Source organism: Endozoicomonas sp. Z74, assembly GCF_057680865.1.
Genome location: NZ_JBLYZI010000001.1, coordinates 56,722 through 78,525, shown reverse-complemented (window position 1 = coordinate 78,525; position 21,804 = coordinate 56,722). Strand labels below are relative to the sequence as shown.

The 21,804-nt window shown below is 52.5% G+C and carries 13 protein-coding genes; 10 read left to right on the top strand and 3 right to left on the bottom strand.

Going from position 1 to position 21,804, the window contains the following annotated elements; all coding sequences use genetic code 11:
• The first annotated feature begins 220 nt into the window (after positions 1 to 220).
• From ACNRUY_RS00280 to ACNRUY_RS00265, 4 genes are all read left to right on the top strand, one after another.
• Positions 221 to 1,141, top strand: coding sequence for a sugar ABC transporter substrate-binding protein (locus ACNRUY_RS00280; RefSeq protein ID WP_488109629.1), 921 nt, complete (start codon positions 221 to 223; stop codon positions 1,139 to 1,141).
• A 188-nt stretch (positions 1,142 to 1,329) separates the two neighbouring features.
• Positions 1,330 to 2,829, top strand: coding sequence for a sugar ABC transporter ATP-binding protein (locus ACNRUY_RS00275; RefSeq protein ID WP_488109628.1), 1,500 nt, complete (start codon positions 1,330 to 1,332; stop codon positions 2,827 to 2,829).
• A gap of 101 nt (positions 2,830 to 2,930) precedes the next feature.
• Complete coding sequence (locus ACNRUY_RS00270) at positions 2,931 to 3,959, top strand: ABC transporter permease (protein WP_488109627.1); 1,029 nt, start codon at positions 2,931 to 2,933, stop codon at positions 3,957 to 3,959.
• Between the two features lie 8 nt (positions 3,960 to 3,967).
• The gene (locus ACNRUY_RS00265) at positions 3,968 to 4,714 is read left to right on the top strand and encodes a sulfite exporter TauE/SafE family protein (RefSeq protein WP_488109693.1); all 747 of its coding nucleotides are present in this window, start codon (positions 3,968 to 3,970) and stop codon (positions 4,712 to 4,714) included.
• 51 nt (positions 4,715 to 4,765) lie between these two features.
• On the opposite strand, the gene ACNRUY_RS00260 is transcribed toward ACNRUY_RS00265, so the two are convergent.
• Positions 4,766 to 5,575: a MurR/RpiR family transcriptional regulator gene (locus ACNRUY_RS00260; RefSeq protein ID WP_488109626.1), complete on the bottom strand. Its 810-nt coding sequence runs from the start codon at positions 5,573 to 5,575 to the stop codon at positions 4,766 to 4,768.
• Between the two features lie 226 nt (positions 5,576 to 5,801).
• On the opposite strand from ACNRUY_RS00260, the gene iolB reads away from it, so the two are divergent.
• The 4 genes from iolB to ACNRUY_RS00240 all read left to right on the top strand — a co-directional run bounded on the left by iolB (position 5,802) and on the right by ACNRUY_RS00240 (position 12,495).
• Positions 5,802 to 6,665, top strand: coding sequence for a 5-deoxy-glucuronate isomerase (gene iolB / locus ACNRUY_RS00255; protein ID WP_488109625.1), 864 nt, complete (start codon positions 5,802 to 5,804; stop codon positions 6,663 to 6,665).
• Between the two features lie 243 nt (positions 6,666 to 6,908).
• Positions 6,909 to 8,660, top strand: a complete 1,752-nt coding sequence (locus ACNRUY_RS00250; RefSeq protein WP_488109624.1) for a hypothetical protein — start codon at positions 6,909 to 6,911, stop codon at positions 8,658 to 8,660.
• Positions 8,661 to 8,913: 253 nt separating this feature from the next.
• Positions 8,914 to 10,839 carry a bifunctional 5-dehydro-2-deoxygluconokinase/5-dehydro-2-deoxyphosphogluconate aldolase gene (locus ACNRUY_RS00245; protein WP_488109623.1) on the top strand — a complete coding sequence of 642 codons (1,926 nt, stop codon included), beginning with the start codon at positions 8,914 to 8,916 and terminating at the stop codon, positions 10,837 to 10,839.
• A 132-nt stretch (positions 10,840 to 10,971) separates the two neighbouring features.
• Positions 10,972 to 12,495, top strand: coding sequence for a CoA-acylating methylmalonate-semialdehyde dehydrogenase (locus ACNRUY_RS00240; protein ID WP_488109622.1), 1,524 nt, complete (start codon positions 10,972 to 10,974; stop codon positions 12,493 to 12,495).
• Positions 12,496 to 12,760: 265 nt separating this feature from the next.
• On the opposite strand, the gene ACNRUY_RS00235 is transcribed toward ACNRUY_RS00240, so the two are convergent.
• Together ACNRUY_RS00235 and ACNRUY_RS00230 are read right to left on the bottom strand one after the other, a co-directional pair.
• Positions 12,761 to 14,974, bottom strand: coding sequence for a TonB-dependent hemoglobin/transferrin/lactoferrin family receptor (locus ACNRUY_RS00235; RefSeq protein WP_488109621.1), 2,214 nt, complete (start codon positions 14,972 to 14,974; stop codon positions 12,761 to 12,763).
• A gap of 419 nt (positions 14,975 to 15,393) precedes the next feature.
• Positions 15,394 to 17,433, bottom strand: coding sequence for a TonB-dependent hemoglobin/transferrin/lactoferrin family receptor (locus ACNRUY_RS00230; protein WP_488109620.1), 2,040 nt, complete (start codon positions 17,431 to 17,433; stop codon positions 15,394 to 15,396).
• Between the two features lie 762 nt (positions 17,434 to 18,195).
• Between ACNRUY_RS00230 and ACNRUY_RS00225 the strand changes: the two genes are divergently transcribed.
• The gene (locus tag ACNRUY_RS00225; RefSeq protein WP_488109619.1) at positions 18,196 to 18,687 is read left to right on the top strand and encodes a hypothetical protein; all 492 of its coding nucleotides are present in this window, start codon (positions 18,196 to 18,198) and stop codon (positions 18,685 to 18,687) included.
• 386 nt (positions 18,688 to 19,073) lie between these two features.
• A complete protein-coding gene (locus ACNRUY_RS00220) occupies positions 19,074 to 21,734 on the top strand; it encodes a COG1470 family protein (RefSeq protein WP_488109618.1) in 2,661 nt (886 codons plus the stop codon).
• Positions 21,735 to 21,804 lie beyond the last annotated feature (70 nt).

The window sequence follows — 21,804 nt, the reverse complement described above, 5'->3', positions numbered from 1 at the left end:
ACAGAATAAACAGATTTGATCAAACTATACCGGCACATCATCGGCACTACGCTCAACTCAGAGATCACCTGAGCAGGGGATCGCTGCTTTTTATGTGAAAGCAGCACGAGCCGTTCTTTATGAAGAAAGTGCAGCCTGCGTACAGCAATGAGTAGGCCGCCCGCCGCTCAGGCAGCTGCATTTCATAAAAAAAATCCAGTGACACCCCAGGGGGGATATGATGAAACATCTGACAAAAATGCTATCGGTTTCCATCTTTGCACTTCTTGCAGGCTGTAGCAGCCAGGACGATGGCCGCATCAAGATCGGAGCCTCATACTGCGCCTTTAACGACACTGGACAGATGTACATCAAAGACGCCATGGACGCCAAAGCCAAGGAGCTGGGTGATGTGGATATCGCTTACACCGATGGCAAGGAAGACATCACTCTTCAACTCAATCAGGTAGAAAACTTTATTGCCCAGGGCGTGGACAGCATCATCGTCTGCCCCACCAACTCCGATGCCGCAAAATCCATCTCCGACGCCGCCATTAAGGCCAACATCCCCCTGGTGTATATGAACCGCAAGCCCACTGAGTTGCCAGAAGGGACTTATTATGTGGGTTCCGATGAGCGCACCGCAGGCCAGATTCAGGGCAAATACGTTGCTGAAAAGCTCGACGGCCACGGCAAGGTCGGCATTATCATGGGATTGCCCGGTATGGATAACTCTGTAAACCGGACAGAAGGTGTCAAAGACATCCTTAAAGACTTTGCCGATATGGAAGTGGTTCGGGAACAAACCGGGCGCTGGTTGAGAGACCAGGGCATGACCGTCGCGGAAAACTGGATTGCCTCCGGCGATGACCTGAAAGCCATCATTGCCAATAACGATGATATGGCTCTGGGTGCCGTGGCTGCTCTGGAAGCCAACAATATGAAAGACAAAGTCCTGGTTATGGGAATAGACGCCACTCCTGATGCCCTGGCCTTCATGAAAGAAGGGCGGCTGGATGCCAGTGTATTTCAGGACCTGTCCGGGCAGGGTGAAGCCAGTCTGATGACTGCTTATAACCTGGCCAAGAAACAACCCGTTAAAAGGGAAGTCCTGATTCCTTTTGCTCTGGTTACTCCGGAAAACTACAAAGACTATATGTAAGCACCTGAAGCAGGGAGAGCAGCTTGCAGACGCTCATTCGTAGCTCTTTTGAAAAGCTCTTATGAAAAGCTCTCATTAAAAGCTCTCCCTGTCACCGCAACACTTTCAGGCCGCATCACCAGAATCCGGGCGCGCACAAGACAGAAGGCGCACATAGCAGGGGCAGCCTGAATCAGAACGGAGGCAATATGCAATCAGAGGCAGAAGTGGTTCTCGACATGCGGGGGATTTCAAAATCCTTCCCTGGTGTCAAGGCTCTGGATAATGTTCAGCTGCGCCTGAAAAAGGGTGAAGTGATGGCGCTGATGGGTGAAAACGGCGCTGGCAAATCCACCCTGATGAAAATCCTGTTTGGTATGTACACCCGTGACAGCGGCACCATCACCCTGGATGGTCAGGAAATTCAGTTTGATGATGCCCTGGACGCCCTGGAAAACGGTGTATCCATGATTCACCAGGAACTGGCCCCGATTCTCCATCGAAACGTGGCTGAAAATATCTGGCTGGGGCGTGAACCCGTCAAAGGTGCCCTGAAGCTGGTGGACCATGAGAAAATGATGGCGGACAGCGCCGAGCTGCTCAACAATCTGGATCTGAAGATCGACCCGAAAACGATCATGGCTGACCTGACCGTCGCCCAGATGCAGATGATAGAGATCGCCAAAGCCATCTCCTATGACGCCCGCATCATTATTATGGATGAACCCACATCCTCCCTGACCGACAAAGAAGTCACTCACCTGTTTGACATTATCCGCCGACTGAAAAGCGAGGGCGTCTCCATCGTTTACATCAGTCACAAAATGGATGAAATCTTCCAGATATGCGATGAAATCACCGTATTTCGTGACGGCCAGTATATCGACTGTGTGCACACGTCCAACACCAGCCAGCCTGAACTGATCAACATGATGGTGGGACGTGACCTTAAGGATATGTTTGTCCGGGAGTTTCACGCCATTGGCGAACCCATGCTGGAAGTGGAAAGCCTCTGCCTGGATAAAAAATTCAATGATGTCTCCTTTATGGTGAAAAAAGGTGAGATTTTTGGCATTGCCGGACTGGTGGGAGCAGGCCGGACCGAGTTGATCGAAACCATTTTTGGCGTACGTGAAAAAACCAGCGGCCATATCCGGATTGATGGCAAAGCGGTCAATATCGGCTCACCTTCAGAAGCCATTAAACATGGCATGGCTCTTTTAACGGAAGATCGTCGTGCTTCAGGGCTCAGTCTGATGCTGTCAGTAGAAGACAATGGATGCATTGCCAATATCGACAGTTACGTTAACCAGTTCAAACTCCTTGATCTGGCCCGCCTGAAAGGGGATACCCGAAAGGAATGTGAAAAAATCCGGGTTAAAACCCCTGCCATGTCGACCCAGATCGGCGACCTCAGCGGTGGCAACCAGCAGAAAGTCCTGTTAGCCCGGTGGCTTCTGACTCAGCCCGATATCCTGTTTCTGGATGAGCCCACCCGGGGTATCGATGTCGGCGCCAAGGCAGAGATTTACAAACTGGTCAGCCATCTGGCCGCCGAAGGAAAAACGGTCATTGTCGTTTCATCGGAAATGCCAGAGCTGCTGGGGCTGTGTGATCGCATTCTGGTCATGCATGAAGGCAAGGCAAAAGGAGTTGTGGGCCGGGAAGAGGCCAGCCAGGAATCCATTATGGATATAGCCCTGAATTAATCAGCCAGAAAACAGCCACCCGATGAAATACGGCTTCGAACGACCATAACCACCGCCGTATTCCATAAAAGGTAATGATCCAATATCCAGGTAATTGAGTTATGCCCACTACAGCCATATCCACCAGCGAAAAAAGTCTGGGATGGGATGAAAAGAAAACGCTACTGAAATCCATCGTCAGCAAATACGGCATCTATTTTGCGTTTATCGGCATGGTGATCTTCATGTCGTTCATGCACCCCGCCTTTCTGACGGTGACCAACCTCCTCAATATTGTCCGCCAGGTGACCAGTATTGGTCTGATCGCCCTTGGGGTAACCATCATCATCATCACCCGGGGGATTGACCTGTCTTCCGGCTCTCTGCTGGCTCTGGTTTCCGTTGTGGCCGCCTCTCTGGCCCAGAACCCGGAATGGGGTACCCGAATGTACCCCGGCCTGCCCGTACTGCCCGTCATCGTACCCATTGTTGCCGGCCTGGCCATTGGAGCCTTGTGCGGTGGTATCAACGGCTTTTTCGTTGCCAAAACTGGCATACCGCCGTTTATTGCTACCCTGGGCATGATGATCGCCGCACGGGGTGCCGCCATGATCTACAGTGATGGCCGCCCGGTCAGCTCCCTGATACCGTCCTATAACTTTATGGGACAGGGGGAGATACTCGGTATTCCCTTCCCGGTCATCCTGTTCGCCATTATGGCCATTATCTGTTACATCCTGCTGAACCACACCCGCTTTGGCAAATACGTTTATGCCATTGGGGGCAATGAGCAGGCCGCGTTTGTTTCCGGGATCAACGTCAAGAAATACAAAATTCTGGTTTATGTTCTGGGCGGTGTCCTGTCTGCATTGGCAGGTCTGGTCCTGTCAGCCCGGATCAGTTCCGGACAGCCCGGCCTTGGCAATATGTTCGAACTGGACGCCATCGCTTCAGCCACCATTGGCGGCGTCAGCCACTCGGGTGGTATTGGCACCATTCAGGGAACAGTGGTTGGCGCTCTGATTATCGGTGTTATGAACAACGGCCTGGACCTTCTGAACGTCTCCGCCTACTGGCAGATGGTGATCAAAGGTATGATCATTGTCGCTGCCGTGGTCTTTGATATGCGCAAGAACGCGAAGAAGAACTGAGGTTGTCTGTGATTACCGTCCCCGATCCCGCCTTTTTCCTGGTTGCCATTCCTGCTGTCGTGATCAGTGGCCTGGGCAAAGGCGGCCTCGGTGGCGCCCTGGGCATGATTGCCGTGCCCCTGATGTCTCTGGTGATGTCGCCGCTTCAAGCCGCGGCCATCATGCTTCCTCTGCTGCTGACCATGGATGGCTTTGCCATCTGGGGCTGGCGTCATCATGTGGACTGGCGGATCATGAGGATCATTCTGCTGCCCGGTCTGCTGGGTGTGGTTCTGGGGGTTCTGATTTTTTTCCAGCTACCGGAAAAAGGGATCCGCCTGATCATCGGGGTGATCGCCCTGCTGTTCTGCCTCCATCACTGGCTGGGAAAATACCTCCAGTCACCGGGCAAGCCCGGAGCAGTAGCCGGGGTTTTCTGGGCAACGGTCAGCGGATTTACCAGCTTCGGGCTCCACTCCGGTGGCGCCCCCATGAGCATTTATCTACTGCCCCAGAAACTGGACAAACAGGTACTGGCAGGCACCATGGCGGTGTTTTTTGGCATCATTAACTTTTCCAAACTACCGGCCTACGGTCAGATGGGACAACTGACCACCAGTAACTTACTGCTCTCCCTGATTCTGCTGCCCTTATGCCCTATCAGCGTCCGCCTGGGCATGAGACTGGTTAATCGACTCAGGGAAGAGTTGTTCTACCGGGTGCTTTATATGGGGTTATTTATCACTGGCCTCAAACTGGTGTGGGATGCTATTTGACACCAACCCTCACCAGGGTTCTGGATAAGATGTTGAAAGGAACCTCTCCTCTCACCCTTTTTTCGCCAGTGACAGAATCAGTCCCTGAATCAGGCACAGAGAGGTGGACAACCCCCGCACTCCGGCGGCCTCGGCATCCCTGACGCAAAGGGAGAGGTCCGCCTCTTCCGCCAGAGGGCTTACCTCATTATCCGTAAGAGTAATCAACCGGGCCTCTCTCATTCGGGCATGCTGCTGCATCCATAGCGTCTCTTCCCCATAGGGAAAATAGCTGATCAGAAAGACCAGGTCTGTCCTTCTCAGACCCGCCACTTCCTCCTGGTGCAGCCCCCCTCTATCACCGAGCAGTACACAACGCCGGTCCAGTTGCCAGAGGCCATAGGCCAGGTAAGTCGCCACCGGATGCGCCCGGCGAACCCCCATGACATACACCGTATCCGCCTGCTCAATCAGGTTCACTGCTCTGAGCACATCCTGTTCGCTGATGTCCTGCTCCATGGCCCGAAGAGACGCACAGGCTGTCTCAACCAGAGGGGAAAGAACCCCCTGCTGTGGACTTCCCTGGTAAGCGGCCTGAACCCTCTCCGCATAGGAGCCGGTATAGTGCAGCTGAGTCCTCACCGTTCGACGCATCTCACTGAAGCCGTTAAAACCAAGGGCGTTGGCAAGCCGTATCACCGTTGAGGGAGGCACCCCGGCTTCACTGGCCAGCTCAGCAACGGTGCAAAGGGCCAGGCGGTCCGTGTTATCCAGCAGATAGCGGGCCAGCTGCTGAAGTCGTTTACTCAACTCAGGGTAATGCTGCTGGATAATAGTCTGAAAGGCCTGTTTTTCAGCAGGCTGATCGTTGGTGGTTACCATCAGTATCCGACGTCAGGTGTCATTAAAGAGAAACAGAGGGCTGACAGGGTATCTGCCGGATCGCTCCTCATCAAGAGAACTATCTTATCGCAGCGGTAATACTCCGCCGGATTGTCACAGGTCAACGTTATGCAATATTTATTTCACTAACATCAATATTGAATTATTTTTTTCACAAAATAAGCCTGAAAACAACGGCATATTCATAGTAACAAGGTGTGTTTCCATGTCTGAATTACTGGTTAAGGCCAGCCCGGTACCAGCCGGTTCACAAGAGGACGGGCGCTCAATCGTCCATATCCAGCGTAGCAATAACAACAGCATTAACTCAGGTCTCAAATATGTGGGCTTCCAGGTACTCAGACTGAATAAGGGTGAAACCTTTACCCGGCAGCCCTGCGAAGAAGAAACCTGTGTTGTTATCCTTGAAGGCAAAACCACGGTTACCGCCAGAACCACGAAAAATGAAACGACTTTTGAGCATCTGGGCAGGAGAGCTTCGGTTTTCGACCAGATCCCCACGGATTCGGTTTACGTTCCTGCAGGACACGAGATCAGGCTCAACGCCGAAACCACCGCGGAAATCGCTTTGTGTCAGGCCCCGCATCTCGGCCAACATCAGGAAGTGCGCAAAATTCCGGCTGAATCCGTCGAAATACTGGAGCGGGGCGAAGGCACCAATAAACGTTTTATCCACAACATCATGATGGCCAATGAGTCAGCGGACAGTCTGCTGATCACTGAGGTTTACACCCCTGGTGGTCACTGGTCCAGCTATCCTCCCCATAAACACGACACTGACGCACTGCCGGAAGAATCTTTTCTGGAAGAGACTTACTATCACCGCCTCAACCCACCCCAGGGTTATGCATTGCAGCGGGTGTATACCGATGACCGCAGCATTGACGAAACCATCAGCGTTGAGAACCGGGACACGGTTATGGTGCCACGGGGATATCACCCGGTTGGTGCTCCCCATGGCTATGACCTCTATTATCTGAATGTGATGGCAGGCCCAAAGCGGGAGTGGAAATTCAAAAATGACCCTGCCCATGAGTGGATGCTGCAGACAAACGACAACAATAAATAATACTCGTCTTAAAGCCCTTTCCCTCTGGGAGAGGGCAAAAGCCAGCAATATTCACCCCCGGAGCTTTTTGCCAGGAGCCACCGGATTTTCAAAAAACTCTTTCATCTTTTCTTAACATTAATTTAATACCCGACACCTAACCTGAAAGGGCTGAACCATTCAGCAAAGCCTTACTCATTCCGGTTTCAGTGGCCCCATTGAAACCCGGAGATTCCATAAAAAAAACCATTAAGCAGGGACTCTATGAAACTGAAATTTCTGGCCAGATGGCTTATGCCACTGCTGCTGACCCAGTACGCTTTTGCTGGAAGCAAAGCATTACTGGTAGGGATTGACGGAGTGCAGTATGAAAAGCTGCAGGCTCTGGCCCCCCCCAATTTTAACCGCCTGACCATTACCAAAGCTTATACCGGCGGAATTACCGGTCAGAACAGCGAACAACTCACCTCTTCCGGCCCGGGCTGGGCTACTATCCTCACCGGCGTATGGGTCGACAAACACCAGGTGGTTGAAAACGGTTCAGGCCTGGCCAACCCGCAATTCCCCAGTATTTTCAAACGAATTGCCACCGCTCTTCCTGAAGCCCGCACCGCCAGCATTATTAACTGGTCGCCCATTAACACCCAGTATTTCACCAATGACCTGAATACCGTTGAAGTTGTCCTCAATGGGTTGAATGATGATGCCGTGGTTGAGAAAGCCATCGAGTTTATCAACAGCGGCGGTGACTTCACATTTGTCCACCTGGATGAACCGGACGGCGTCGGTCACAGCACCGGCTTTGGCGGGTTATACAACAATTCACTGATAAAAGCGGATACCCGGCTGGGCCTGCTTCTGGATGCAGTGGAGAAAGAACAGGCCAGAAGTGGAGACGACTGGCTGGTTCTGGTCACCACGGACCATGGCCGCGACAGTTTTGGTTACAACCATGGCAAGCAGACCACATCGGAAAAAACCATCTTCATTGCCAGTAACCAACCTATGAATGAAGAGTTCACCACACCGGTCAACCCACCCGCCAATACCGACTTCAAGGGTCTTTACGGATTTTCGGCCCAGGCCAGCATCGTCCCAACCCTGCTGCGCCACCTGGGGATTGAGCCCGACAGAGAGTGGTTGCTGGACGGAATCCCCCTCAATGGCAAACTGGCTGTGCGCAAACTTGAAGCCGGTAATGGCAGTGATTTGCAATGGGTCAGCCAGGCCCCCACAGAAGTCGATATTTTCCGTAATGGCAATCTGGCTGCAACCGTTCCTGCCACACTTCAGCAATGGGATGATCCGGCCATACCCACAGGAACCGTTGACTATGTTGTCCTGCAAAACAAGACTCCCGCAGCGGTTCGAAGTGTACGCCTGGACATCACAGCCGGTCTGGACTGGGATCCAACCCGGGCTTATTTCTTCAGAAATGATCAACAGTATATCCGTTATGCCAAGGTGCTCGACCGTGCCGACAGCGGTTATCCGAAAACCACCAGCAACAGTACCTGGCCAGGGCTCGAAGCTTACCGGGATAACATCGTCGCCAGCTTCCGAAAGGACACCGGCACCAGCTACTTTTTCCTGAAGGACGGCTCATACATTAACTACGATAACACTCTGGATAAGGCCCGGAGCGACTACCCCCGACCGGTCAATGATGCCAACTGGCCCGGCCTGGCCCCTTATGGCAAAGACATTATCGCCACCCTTCGCTGGCCAGGTAACAAAGTCTATTTCTTCCTGAACAATGGGAACTATCTTCGATACGACCTGAACAGGGACCGGGTAGACAACGGCTACCCAAAGGCGGTCAATAACCACACCTGGCCTGGGCTGGAACCCTATGCCAAAGAGATCACCGCGGCGGTTCAGTGGAGTGACCAGAGAGCCTACTTTTTCCTGAACGGTCAGCGCTATATCCGCTACAGCATCAGTGATGACCGGACCGATGCCGGTTACCCGCAAAAAGTAAACAATGCCACCTGGCAGGGGTTGATGAAGCCCTGACAAGACCTTGTTGCGCTTTGCAAGGCGAAGCGCAACACAAAAGGACGCAGGCGCCATCCGTACTCGTTTTTCAAAAGAACCGCCCACTTCAGCTCTTTTCTCCTTAATCCTGAAACAGCCCCCTCAAAGCTTGCCCCAGATCAAAAAAAACATAAATTCCACATGTTAGAAATATGAAACAAATATTTCACTTTATTCAGGGCTGAACCAGAACGCTTCAAAACAGCCCCAGGAACGACCGGTGACCAGCACAATGAAAAAAACCTTGGACGTTATCTGTATTGGCCGGGTGGCCGTGGATTTCTATGCCCAGCAGATTGGCAGCCGACTGGAAGATGCCACCAGCCTGGCCAAGTACCTGGGGGGATCTTCCGGCAATGTCGCCTATGGCACCGCACGGCAGGGGTTAAAGTCCGCCATGCTGGCCCGGGTAGGCAACGACCATATGGGCCGCTTTCTCAAAGAAGAGCTTGAGCGGGTGGGCTGTTCACCGGAACATCTGATCACGGATCCTGAACGGCTGACAGCCCTGGTGGTACTGGGTATTGAAGACCAGGATACCTTTCCGCTGATCTTCTATCGTGAAGACTGCGCAGACATGGCACTGTGTGAAGCCGATATCCAGGAACAGGCCATCGCTTCTGCCAGCGTTCTGCACATTACCGGCACTCATTTTTCTACCCCAACGACGGATGCCGCTTGCCGTAAAGCCATCGAATTCGCCCGCAGAAACGGCACCCGAACCTCCCTGGACATTGATTACCGCCCGGTTCTCTGGGGCCTCACCGGGAAAGCAGAGGGGGAAAACCGGTTTGTGGCCAATGACAAAGTCACTGAGCACCTGCAAAGCATTGTGCCTCTATTCGACCTGATTGTGGGTACTGAAGAAGAACTGCATATTGCCGGTGGTACTACTGACACCCTGGCGGCACTGCGCAAGGTTCGTGAACTCAGTCATGCCACTATTGTGCTCAAGCGGGGAGCCCTGGGTGCCAGCGTTTACACCGGGGCCATTCCGGACGATCTGGACGGTGGCATCAACGGCATGGGGGTTCGCATTGAAGTCCTGAATGTACTGGGTGCTGGCGATGCCTTTATGTCAGGGCTGCTCAGGGGATTCGTCCGCAACGAAAGCTGGGAGCAGACCCTGAGATACGCCAATGCCTGCGGAGCCCTGGTGGTGTCCCGCCATGGCTGCGCCCCGGCCATGCCTTCCAGTGAAGAACTGGACTATTACCTGGAACGTGAACAGGAGATTCTCCGTCCTGACCTGGATGAACACCTCAATTATCTCCACCGGGTCACCTGCCGGGATGTGCAATGGCCTGAACTCAATGTTCTGGCATTTGACCACCGTCGTCAGCTTGAGGAGATGTGCGAAGAAGCAGGCGTAGAAGCCAGCCGGATCCGCCCCCTGAAACAACTGATTCTGGAGGCAGCCCGCAGAGGCGCTGCAGAAATGGGGCTGGAAGGAAAGGCCGGCATTCTCTGTGATGACACCTATGGCCAGGCCACGCTGAATGAGGCAACCGGCAAAGGGTGGTGGATAGGCCGCCCTGTGGAGCTGCCGGGTTCGCGGCCACTGCGTTTTGAACATGGCAACCATTCCGCAGCCAGCGTCGCCAGTCGCCTGGTCAACTGGCCTGCAGATCATGTGGTGAAGTGCCTCTGTTTCTTCCATCCCGATGACGAAGCCGAGCTGCGGCTTGAACAGGAGCATCAGGTCCAGTCGATCTACAACGCCTGCCTGGCCAGTGGTCATGAATTCCTGCTGGAGCTGATTCCACCGAAAGATTCATTGGTAGACGACCATACACTGGTTCGGTCCATGGAACGCTTCTACCAGATCGGGGTTCGCCCGGATTGGTGGAAAGTGCCCTCCCCCAGCCGACCCGCCTGGCTCGCCATTGAGTCACTGGTTCAGGAGCAGGCCCCTCACTGCCGAGGCGTTATTCTGCTTGGCCTGGATGCCCCCGAAGCAGCATTAAAAGAAGGTTTCAATGCCGCCGCAGGTATTGATATCTGCAAAGGATTCATGATCGGCCGCACCATTTTCGGCCAGCCTTCCAGAGCCTGGCTGGCAGGAGAGATTGACGACAATGAACTGATACGTCAGGTGTCCGGCAACTATATCCGCCTGATTCAATACTGGCAGGAACGTCGTTTCACAGATGAATAAGAGCGATTAATAACAACGTCTCGCGCCCAGCAGGCACGAGAGTGTTGCCCTCCAGGTTCCCACAGTAAGCGTGGGAACCCTGCTTTTTAAAAGAACTGAGTAAAAAGAACCGAGTCTTTCAAGGAACCCACTATGGAAACCATCGGCAACTACATTAACGGGGTATTTCAGGCCAGCACCTCCGGTCGGACCAGCCCGGTCTATAACCCGGCCACCGGCGAGCAGACCCATGCCGTCAGCCTCTCTACCGCAGACGAAACCGCCCAGGCCATTGCCGCCGCCAAGGCCGCTTTCCCGGCCTGGTCATTAACCAGTCCTCTCAAGCGGGCCCGTATTATGTTCCGTTTCAAGGAACTGGTAGAAGCCAATATTGATGAACTGGCCCACATCATCTCCAGCGAGCACGGCAAAATACTCTCTGACGCCAGAGGCGAAATGGTGCGGGGTCTGGAAGTGGTGGAATTTGCCTGCGGCATTCCTCACCTGCTTAAGGGTGAGCATTCCCTCAATGTGGGCACCAGTGTCGACAGCTGGTCCCAGATGATGCCCCTGGGGGTTTGTGCCGGTGTCGTGCCTTTCAACTTCCCGACAATGGTACCCATGTGGATGTTTCCGGTAGCCCTGGCCGCAGGCAACACCTTTGTCCTCAAACCCTCCGAGAAGGTGCCCGGAGCCATGATGCGCATGGCTCAGCTGCTGGCGGAAGCGGGCCTGCCTGAAGGTGTTTTCAATATCGTTAATGGTGACCGGGATGCGGTGGATGTATTGCTGACCCACCCGGATGTGGAAGCCATCAGCTTTGTGGGTTCAACACCGGTGGCTGAATACATCTACAACCGGGGCTGCCAGCACGGCAAGCGGGTTCAGGCACTGGGGGGAGCCAAAAACCATATGGTGATCATGCCCGATGCGGATATGGAAGCCGCAGTCAATGCCCTGATGGGGGCCGCCTATGGAGCAGCCGGTGAACGCTGTATGGCGGTGTCCGTTGCGGTTCCGGTGGGCGAAGGCACCGCCGAACGTCTGCTGGAAGTGCTGAAGCCCAGAGTGGAAGCTCTGCGGGTGGGCCCAGGCATTCTCAATAGCTCTCCTGACAATAAAGAGGCCCGGGAAAATGAAATGGGTGCTCTGATCAGTGCCCAGCATCTGGAAAAAGTGACAGGGTATGTGGATCAGGGGGTGGCCGAAGGCGCCCGGCTGTTGATTGATGGTCGCGGCCTGAAAGTTCCAGGCCATGAAAACGGCTTCTTTATCGGGGGCAGCCTGTTTGATCATGTCACTCCCGAGATGAGCATCTACAAAGAAGAGATCTTTGGGCCCGTACTGAGCATCTGTCGTGTGGATAACTTCAAAGACGCAGTAGAGCTGATCAACAACCATGAGTTCGGCAACGGCACAGCCCTGTTTACCCGAGATGGCAAGGCCGCCCGTGAGTTTGCCCAGCATATCCAGGTAGGCATGGTAGGGATTAATGTGCCCGTGCCCGTTCCCATGGCCTTCCACAGCTTTGGTGGCTGGAAGCGCTCCCTGTTCGGCCCACTGCATATGCACGGCCCCGATGGCGTCCGCTTCTATACCCGTATGAAGATGATCACTTCCCGCTGGAATGAGCACGACGCTTCTCAATCGGCCTTTTCCATGCCGACCATGAAGTAAACTGCGCCCATCTAGCTAAACTCCGTTGCGCTTCGCGATGCTCAGCAGCAACCTACGAATGTTGAACACAGGGTAGGTTGCTGCTGAACGAAGTGAAGCGCAACACGACACAGGTTTGAGACGGATTAATCTCTCAACTGCTCAATTTACATCCCATAGGAATCACCCAACCCCTTTATGCAAAAAAACGCCCTGCCGGAAAATCCGCCAGGGCGCTGATGAGTATAGAAAAAGAGGATTGATTTTCAGGGTAATTCTGAAACCATCAGATATCCCATTTCACACTGACCGAGAAGTTACGGCCCGGCTGAGTGAAACGGTCCAGGCCTGCATAATCAGAAGTACGTCCCTGGATGTCATCCCACTGGTGATACTTCTTATCCGTAATATTGAACAGACCGGCTCTCAGGGTAACGTCCTCAATGGGCATATAGTAAGCGGTCAGATCCACCAGGCCATAACCACCGGGGTTAAACTGGGTTTTGCCATTTTCCACATCCTTATTGCTGACATCAGAATCGCTTTTTCCTTTCACCAGGGTCCAGGCTAACTCTCCCCCCCAATTTCCGGAAATGTCATCATAACCAAGGCCAAAGACCGCGGTCAGAGGGGACACGCTATTCAGTTTCTCTCCATTTTCCCTGTTTTTACCTTCAGCAAAGGCAACAGAACTTCTCAGAGTTGTGCCCACGGGGGCACCCAGAGCTTCATCCAGCCAAAGCTGGCCACGGAATTCGACCCCTTTGATCTCTGCCTTGGCAATATTCCGGTATTGAGTCACACCGTAGGGATATCCTGGCACAGAATAGTCAGTCACCGTGTCAATGAAGTTGCTGTAGCGGTTGAAAAAGCCGGCCACCTCAAAGCTGCCAAGGTGATTATCCCCACGCAACCCAAGCTCAATGGAGTTGCTCTCTTCTGGTTTCAGGTTTGGATTGGCAAGTTGCTTATACATCCCAACCGTGTCTTTGGTGTAATACATTTCATACAGCCCAGGTGCCTTGAACCCTTGACTGAACTGACCAAAAACAGCAAGAGTCTCACTGAGGTCATAAACAGCGCCTAACCTTCCGGTCAACCGGCTGCCTTTACTGTCTTTAGCTTCTTCACCGCCCGTTGTCACACCTTTTGGACTGTATTCATAGCTGTCATAACGCAGTCCAGGAGTCAGCCTGAAACGATCCGTAACTTTCATTTCATCCTGAACAAAAACCCCGTAAGTCAGATTATTCACCTGGGGAATATAAGCCTCATCCTTTGATGGCTTGCCTGTCTCATAAGTAACGTTGTCGTTAGTCGTTTTGACATGTTTGACATCAACACCGTACATAAGATCATGTCCGACAGTACCGGTAACGAAGGCTTTTTCAAACTGCGTCGCCAGCTTCAGGCTTTCCTCTCTGTAGGCATAATCCTTAACACGGTCTCCATAAGAGCCGTATGCCGGAATATAGGTCTTCTGATGAGTCTTTGAATCCTGCCAGTCAAACTGCCATCTCATGCTGTCAAATGCAGCGACTTCAGCCTCCCACTCATGGAATACACCCAGGCGTTTGCGCTCCAGCTTGTCCTTACCTGTCGTATTACCTGGCAGGACATTATCTCCTGACTTCAACTCAACATCGGTTCTCGAGTCCAGATACTCGGCATTAAGGCCTATACGATTATCGTCGTTCACCTGATATTGAAGCTTACCCAGCAGATTATTACTTCCAGTATCCAGAGGATCCGCCTGGCCACGAGCAGAACCGGTTACATCAGCTCCTTCGAAGGTTTCAGTTTCCTTGTAGTCCCGGCGCGTATAAAGCAGCATGCTTTCCAGGTCACCGGTTCGATTTGCCAGGGTAAAGGTTTCAGCAAAGCCTTTATCTGAACTGGTGTAACTGCCCTTCACAGAGGCTGCAGTGTCATCCCCTTCCGGCTTGAGATAATCCTCAGGATCTTTGGTCTGAAAAGCAACAATACCGCCAATAGCATCACTGCCGTAAAGGCTGGATGAAGGACCTTTGACAATTTCAACCGCTTTCAGAGAGTCCACATCAATAAAGTTTCTCTGGGATCGCTGGTAAGTAAATCCTGAGTCAAACTGCTGGGGCTGATCGACCCCATCCACCATAATCTTGACACGGTTACCTCCCATTCCCCGGATATTGAAACCTTTTGACCCGGTCCGACCATCGGAACCCACATTGACTCCCGGCTCGTAACGAACCAGGTCTTTAATATCCGTCGCCAGCCCTTTTTCAATCTGCTCTTCATCCACCACAACCACAGAACCTGCAATATCTTTCAACTGCTTTTCAGTCCTGGCCGCGGATACGGTCACCTGATTCATCAGGGTTGGCTGGTATTTTTTATAGGTTGGGTTTTCAGCCTGCTTTTCAGGAGAGCTATGAGGAGAAGAGCCGGTCTGGGCATGGGCCAGAGAGACGGAGGCGGCCATCACCGCCAGCGCCAGGGTGTGTTTGGAGAACTGCATGTTGTGCTTTTACCAGTGCTGGCTCTGGCAGCCGGTCAAACGTGTTTCCGCCTGCTGACAAGAGCCTGTGTCTACTTCAGTGAACCAGGATAGCTGAGCAACACTGGTCGTCTACTTAAAAGAGCACCCGGCTGTTTCTCCCCCTGGAGTCCGAAGCAATTCTCAATGCAGAGACACAGCGGGCACGATCAAACTGCCGTTAGTCCACTATGACTTTGCAGAGTATGGTATTTACAAAACACTTAAAATGCAAATCATTATCATTTAGCTTTTGTTTGGCGGCATTTCTCAGGGAGACTGTCGAACTACCCGGACAAGTTGGCTGCAACAGCCTCAATCCATGGGAACCAGAATAAGGATGCCTCACTCCCATGCCAGAACATGAGAGTGAGGATGGAGGCAATAGAAACCGATATCGATCAGAACTGGTAACGGAGATTCAACCGATAGCTGCGTCCAGGCTGATACAATTCCTGCCAGGCAACCCGGTAATATTGATCGGTGATGTTCTTGATCAGAAAGTCGGCTTTCAACCCTTTCAGAGGGCCTGTGGCTGGCTCATAGGTAGCGTAAAGGTCCACCAGGTCATACCCTTCGTAGCTCTGGGCCGGGCTGTCACTTTCCGGGCTGACACGGTTCTGTTCATTAACATGGGTGTATCGGGTACCCAGCTTCAGGTCCCCATGAAGGGGCAGCCAGGCCAGGTCAGCCACCACTTTATCGGCCGGAATATTATCCAGAGCCAGCCCGGTGTTTTTGTCCTCACCCCGGGTCTGTCCGTAAGAAAGACCGGTTTCAATACTGTGGACCCGGTATTTACCAGAGACTTCAAAGCCTTTCAGCACCACCTCTTCCACATTTTCCCAGCTGGTTTTACTTGGAATGCCAAACACTAAGTCATAGGTGTATTGATTAATAAAATTATTCACATCGTTCCGGAAAACACTGGCATTCACACTGAGTTCATCGCCCCCCAGCAGTTCAACAAACTGCATCCGGGCAGTAATCTCCTTGTTTTTGGCCTTTTCCGGCTTCAGATCGGGGTTTGGTACGAATACATTCTGTACCGGCCCAGCCACAAAGTGCGTACCTGTGGAGAACATCTCTTCCATACCCGGGGCCCGGAACGCTTCCTGATAACCTGCACTGAATGTTAACCAGTCCGTTGTCGTCCACATCAGACCAATGGAAGGCGACACGGCCTGATCCGTTTTCTTTTTATTGGTCACATCCGAGTCGGCACGGCTGTCTTCCGCGGAAAAGTGGTCATACCGGACACCGGTTTGCAGGGTCCACGCCTGAGCCAGGGGAATAGAACCCTGAACAAAAGCCCCCAGGGTCACCGACTGGCCATCCAGCCCCTCCGGGCGGGAATCGTCGGCACTTCCGGTGGTATCACGTACCGTAGTGACCTTGTTCTGGTATGCATCCAGCCCGTAGGTCAGCTCAATATCGTTGATCAGGGAGAGGTTCGTCAGAGCCAGCCCATAGGTTTTATAACGGGTATCGTCATGCTGCCCCTGGGCGACACGGTCCTCTTCGTAGCGGGTATCGGTATAAAACAGCTGCAGCTTTCCATCCACCCGGGGACTGTCCGGGTTATACCGCCAGGCGGCAGACAGATTGGTATTTTTAGAGTTCCGGTCGATCAGCGGGGACGAGCTGCCGACATTGGTCGCAGGGTTACTGGGAACCCCGGCATCCACCAGAAGGTGCTGCGCTTTGAACTCAAGACGGCTGTCAGCGTTCACCTCCCAACCAAGCTTGGCCATCCCCCCCTGCTCCCGGGATCCGGAGTTCTGGAGATCTTCACCATTACCCAGTTCATAGTTACTGCCATCGTTGTAATAGGCATTCAGCAGCCAGTCCAGCTGGCCACTCAAGCCATAGAAAGCACCGCTAGTGAGGGACCGGCTGTTATTGCTGTGGTACCCCTGAGAAACATAGCCCCCCAGTGCTTTGCCCTCATCCAGCATATCTCTGGCATTTTTGGTGTTCTGAGCCACCACCCCGCCAATGGCACCAGAGCCCCAAAGACTGCTGGCAGGCCCCTTGACCACTTCAATGGATTTCAGCAATTCCGGGTCGGTGAAATACGTGCCCCGATGACCATTGGTAAAATTCTGGCGCACTCCATCCACCACCTGAAGCACCCGGATACCTTCCAGTCCCCGAATATTAATGCTGTGGGAGGTCGCTCTGGGGCCACCACTCACGGCGACATTGGGGAGATGATCAATGGCTTCGGCTACAGAAGGCGCCTGCTGTTGCTCAATCTCATACTGATCCACTACTTCGATGTTTTGTACGACATCAGTCAGAGATTTTTCACTTCGGGTTACAGTAACGGTCACCTGGTTGAGCTGGGTAACCCCTTCCTGAGCACTTTTTTCGGCGTGAACAACCCCTGCTGTCACGGCCATAACCGCAACAGCTAAACGGCTTTTTATAAAGGTCATGGGATTCTCTTTGTTGTAATCCGCCTCTGGCTCAACACCTGATCAGGGCAAAGGACTGGCAAGAGGACTCGGTCTGGTCAAAATTGATTGCTCATTGTGTATTACAACTGCAGCTCTTCGGCTTCCCCCTGAAAACCGATACCCCTTTAAGCCACAACCACAATCGAGCGCATAGTAAACAACGATAAAAATAAATGCAAATCATTATCATTAGCAATAAGAGGCTGAGTTTTTCAGGTCAAGGTGGGTACCTTTCACCTTCTGTCGAAAAAAAAGCTGCCTCTTAGAATATTTCCCTGGCTTAGCGATGTTCAGGCCGGCCCCAATCCCCCTTTTCCATGATTCAACACTTCCCCGAACATTTATGGGTTCTATAAAAACAACAGCGGAAAATATCGGTTTGTGAGAAACATCACAGAAAATTGATCTATATCTATACAACTATTTTCATAATCCGTATGATTCAAACGGTCAAAACAGCTCAGAAAATCGCCTGCACATACGACAAAAGCTTAATAGGCGAACCTGCACCCAGAAAAGCCCTGGATCTCCGGAGGCTTACTCTCGCCATGCATGCGTAGCTATACGTATCCCACCCAGCTGTTAAGTTACCGTTAAGTTTCACCCTGTTATTTTTTGCCCACAGAATTTGCAGGCAACCCAACCCCTTTGACGTGCCCTGAACGGTGGGTGCCTGTTTTCAATATTTTCAAACGCTTTTACGGTCAGGGCATTAAGGTAGAACGATTTTCTGAGGTTTCCATGGTTAACATTGTGAGCCGTACTGTTGCCAGTGCGTTATTGCTGATTCTCTCTGTCAGTGCTTCAGCCCAGGCGGCTGAAAAGCTGGAATCCCGCATGGATGCCTTTGTGGTCACCTCCAAGAAAGGTGAGGAAATTCTTAAGCCTGCTACCACCGCGGAACCAGGCGACACCCTCGAATACCGGTTAGCCTACACCAACCGCACCCAATCCCCACTGGCCGCTCTCAAGATTGCCGTTCCTGTGCCTGCCAATACTGAATATCAAAAAAGCTCAGCCCATACCGCTGTTGCCGGCGCCTTTGAGGTGAGTATTGACGGCGGCGCTACCTGGCAAATCCCCCCGGTCAAACGCTGGCAGAAAGATGCTAACGGCAAGCGGGTCCGGGTAGACGTTCCTGCATCGGAATACACCCACCTGCGCTGGCGGGTGAAAGAGTCTATCAAGCCCGGTGAAGTGCAGACCTTCAGTTACCGCACCCGGGTTCTCTGAACCCTGGCGATCAATATTCGCTGATCCCCTGATGACTTCAAGCTCACACTGCCCACCGGCAGTGTGTGGGGACCTGTGCGCTCATTTTCCTATAACAGTCAAACGATGCTGATTTGATAACTGAAATAAAAGTGTCGTTTAAAAAACATATTGAATAGCCATGAGCGGAAAATGCCGCCAGCTCTGAACCATAAAAATGGCTTCGGGGTCTTATAACGCCGCATTTTCATAAAAAACCTTATTAAAAAGCATCGCCCACAAAGGGCTGTGCCTGAAAAAACACCAAAACCATCCCAAGCATTACAAAGAGGTGAATACAGTCGATGTACCGCAATTCAAAACAGCCAGTTTCGGCTCAGTTTATGGCTTTATGGGCCTTTGCCCTAATGGCCATGACGATGCTTTGGGGGGCATCGGCACAGGCGGCCATCACCCCCGCTGGCACCGTGATTAAAAACCTGGCGACGGTCACATACGAGGACGGCCTGGGTAACGCCTATACCGCCAAGTCCAATGAATCCGTGGTCACCGTGGCAGAAGTGTATGCTCCGGACCTGCAAAACGACCAAACCAAAGACGCTGCTCCCGGGCAAACGGTCTACTTCGCTCATCAGCTGATTAACGGCGGTAACGTAAAAGAGACCTTCAGAGCCCTGAACGCTGAGCTGCCTGGGCCCAACGCCGCCACATTTGACATTTACCATGACATCAATGGCAATGGTCAACCAGATTCCGGTGAGCCAAAAATTACCGAACTCACCGTCGACGCTGGCTCCGTTGCCAACATTGTTGTTGCTGTCAATGTAGCCGCCGATGCCACCTCATCTGACCAATACGTCATCGCGGTAACAGCTCAACCGACAACCGGCCCTATTCTGTACAATACAGATACCGTCAATATCACCAATGGCCCGGTACTGGTTGCAACCAAGAAGGAACTGAGCCATACCCCTGCCACTATGGCGAACACCGGTATTGGTACTGTTGAGTATGCAATTACGGTTAAAAACAACGGTACTGATGCTAAAAATGCAGAAATCTATGACTTCCTGCCAAACCTGCTCGGCGCAGCAGCCCAAATAGGAAGCGACCCTCGTCTGGTCAATTTTGATGCCGTAAAGGTTGCCGACGCCAGCAGTCTGCCAGTTTCTGTAACACTGCCGGATTACGTCACCAAGGACAAAGCGGTTTACGCTAAAATCCCTGAGCTGAAAGCCGGTGAAACCGTCACTCTGAAGTTCAGGGCAACTTACCTGTATACCGATGCAAACTCATTCTCTGCCAACGACACTCTGCGCAACAAAGCCTACGTGTTTTATGGCAAGTCCGGCGATCTGACCAGCAGCCCGGATAAAGTGGTGGTTGAAACCAACGAAGTCACTACCAAACTGCCTGCTTTCCACAGCTTTGATGCTTTTGGTAGAGACAGCACCTGGAAAGCCAAAACCGATACCGTGCCCCATGCCAACTCTGGCGATGTGGTGATCTTCAAAGCCAAGATCCACAACAAGGGCAATAGCGCAGATGCGTTCAAACTGGCCATTCCTGACGTTCCAAAAGGGTCCACAGATACAGCCCTTTTCCCGGCCGGCACCACGTTCACATTCTGGGATCAAACCGGAACCCTGAAGTTGAACAAGGAGACCCCGGAAGTGGCCAAGGGGGGCGAATATATTGTCACCATTAAGGCTCAACTGCCGGACAGCGGTAAGAAGACAGGAAAATCCGAAGCCAAGCTGAGCCTGGTTTCCGCGGGCGATAACACCAAAACCGATGAAGTGACTCTGATTCTTAACTCAGTCAAAGACTCCACGGGTTCTGTTGACCTGTCCTATAAAGGCACAGGGGGGGACGCTGACCGGGACCCATACCCGTCCAATGCGATTGATAAAACCGCCGGCAGCAAAAACTTCAGGGATGTGGCTCCAGGCAGCACCGCTACCTATGAATTCACCCTGTATAACGAATCTCCGGTTTCCCGCTCCTTTAAACTGAACGCCTACACCGGTGTCACCGGCTCAAAGCCCGGCTACCAGAAAGGTCAGCCACTGCCAGCAGGATGGGCGGTAGTGTTTGCTGATGAGTATGGCAACACAATATCGGCCACTCCCACGGTACCAGCCGGACAATCCATCAACCTGCAGGCAAAGCTGACAGTGACCAAAAGTGCTGCTGCGGCAAAAGAAATACCTTTTGCTGTAGTTGCCGAAGGTACAAAAGGCGGTAACGATGCCCTGAAGTTTTTCGCCACGATTCAAAGAGTGGGTGAACTGACTCTGACCCCCGATGGTGCCAACCAGGTTGAGCCCGGTGGATCGGTTTTCTATGAGCATGAGCTGCGCAACCTGAGTAACACCCAGATCACAAGGGACATTACTTTGGATGGCAAAGGCCTCCCTGCAGGATGGAGCTACCTGATCTACAACACAGACAAGGATGGCAATATTGTAGGTTCTGGTGTGCAAACCATGACTATTTCTGGTGCATTCCTTGCGACCAAAGATGCGGTCAAGCGCATCCGGGTTAAGGTGATGGCACCTTCAAACGCAACACCTGGCGCCACTCAGATCCTTACTCTGAAAGCAAGCTATCAACTCGACGGCATAGATATGACGGCAACGGTGACAGACTCAACTACCGTGATTAAGGGCCAGATCCGTCTGTACAAAAAAGTCGCACGACTGGCTGGCAAGGGCAAAAATGAAGGCACCATCATCACTGAGTCAAAAGCCCTGGATAAGAGCGCGTTCAAGGAAAGCAGCGCTGACAAAGTGATTCCCGGAGAAGACTATGTGGTCTGGCAGGTCATCGCCCGTAACGAAGGTGACTCTGATGCCAATAATGTCGTGATCAGCGATGCTGAACCGGCATTCACCACTTACACCAATGGCTCAGCATACGTTGTGGATCCATCCAAAGGCGTGGTGGCCAGCGACAGTGGATCAGACCTCAAGTTCAACGTGGGTGATGGAGCTGATGCCAGTAAAGGCGGCATCCTGAAGCCGGGTGACTTCGTTGAAATCCGCTTCACCGTCAAAGTGAACTAACCCCTGAAAACCAGACCCCTTCCGCTGCTCTCTCCAGCAGCGGGGGGCTTCTATTGCCTTCTTTTTTAAC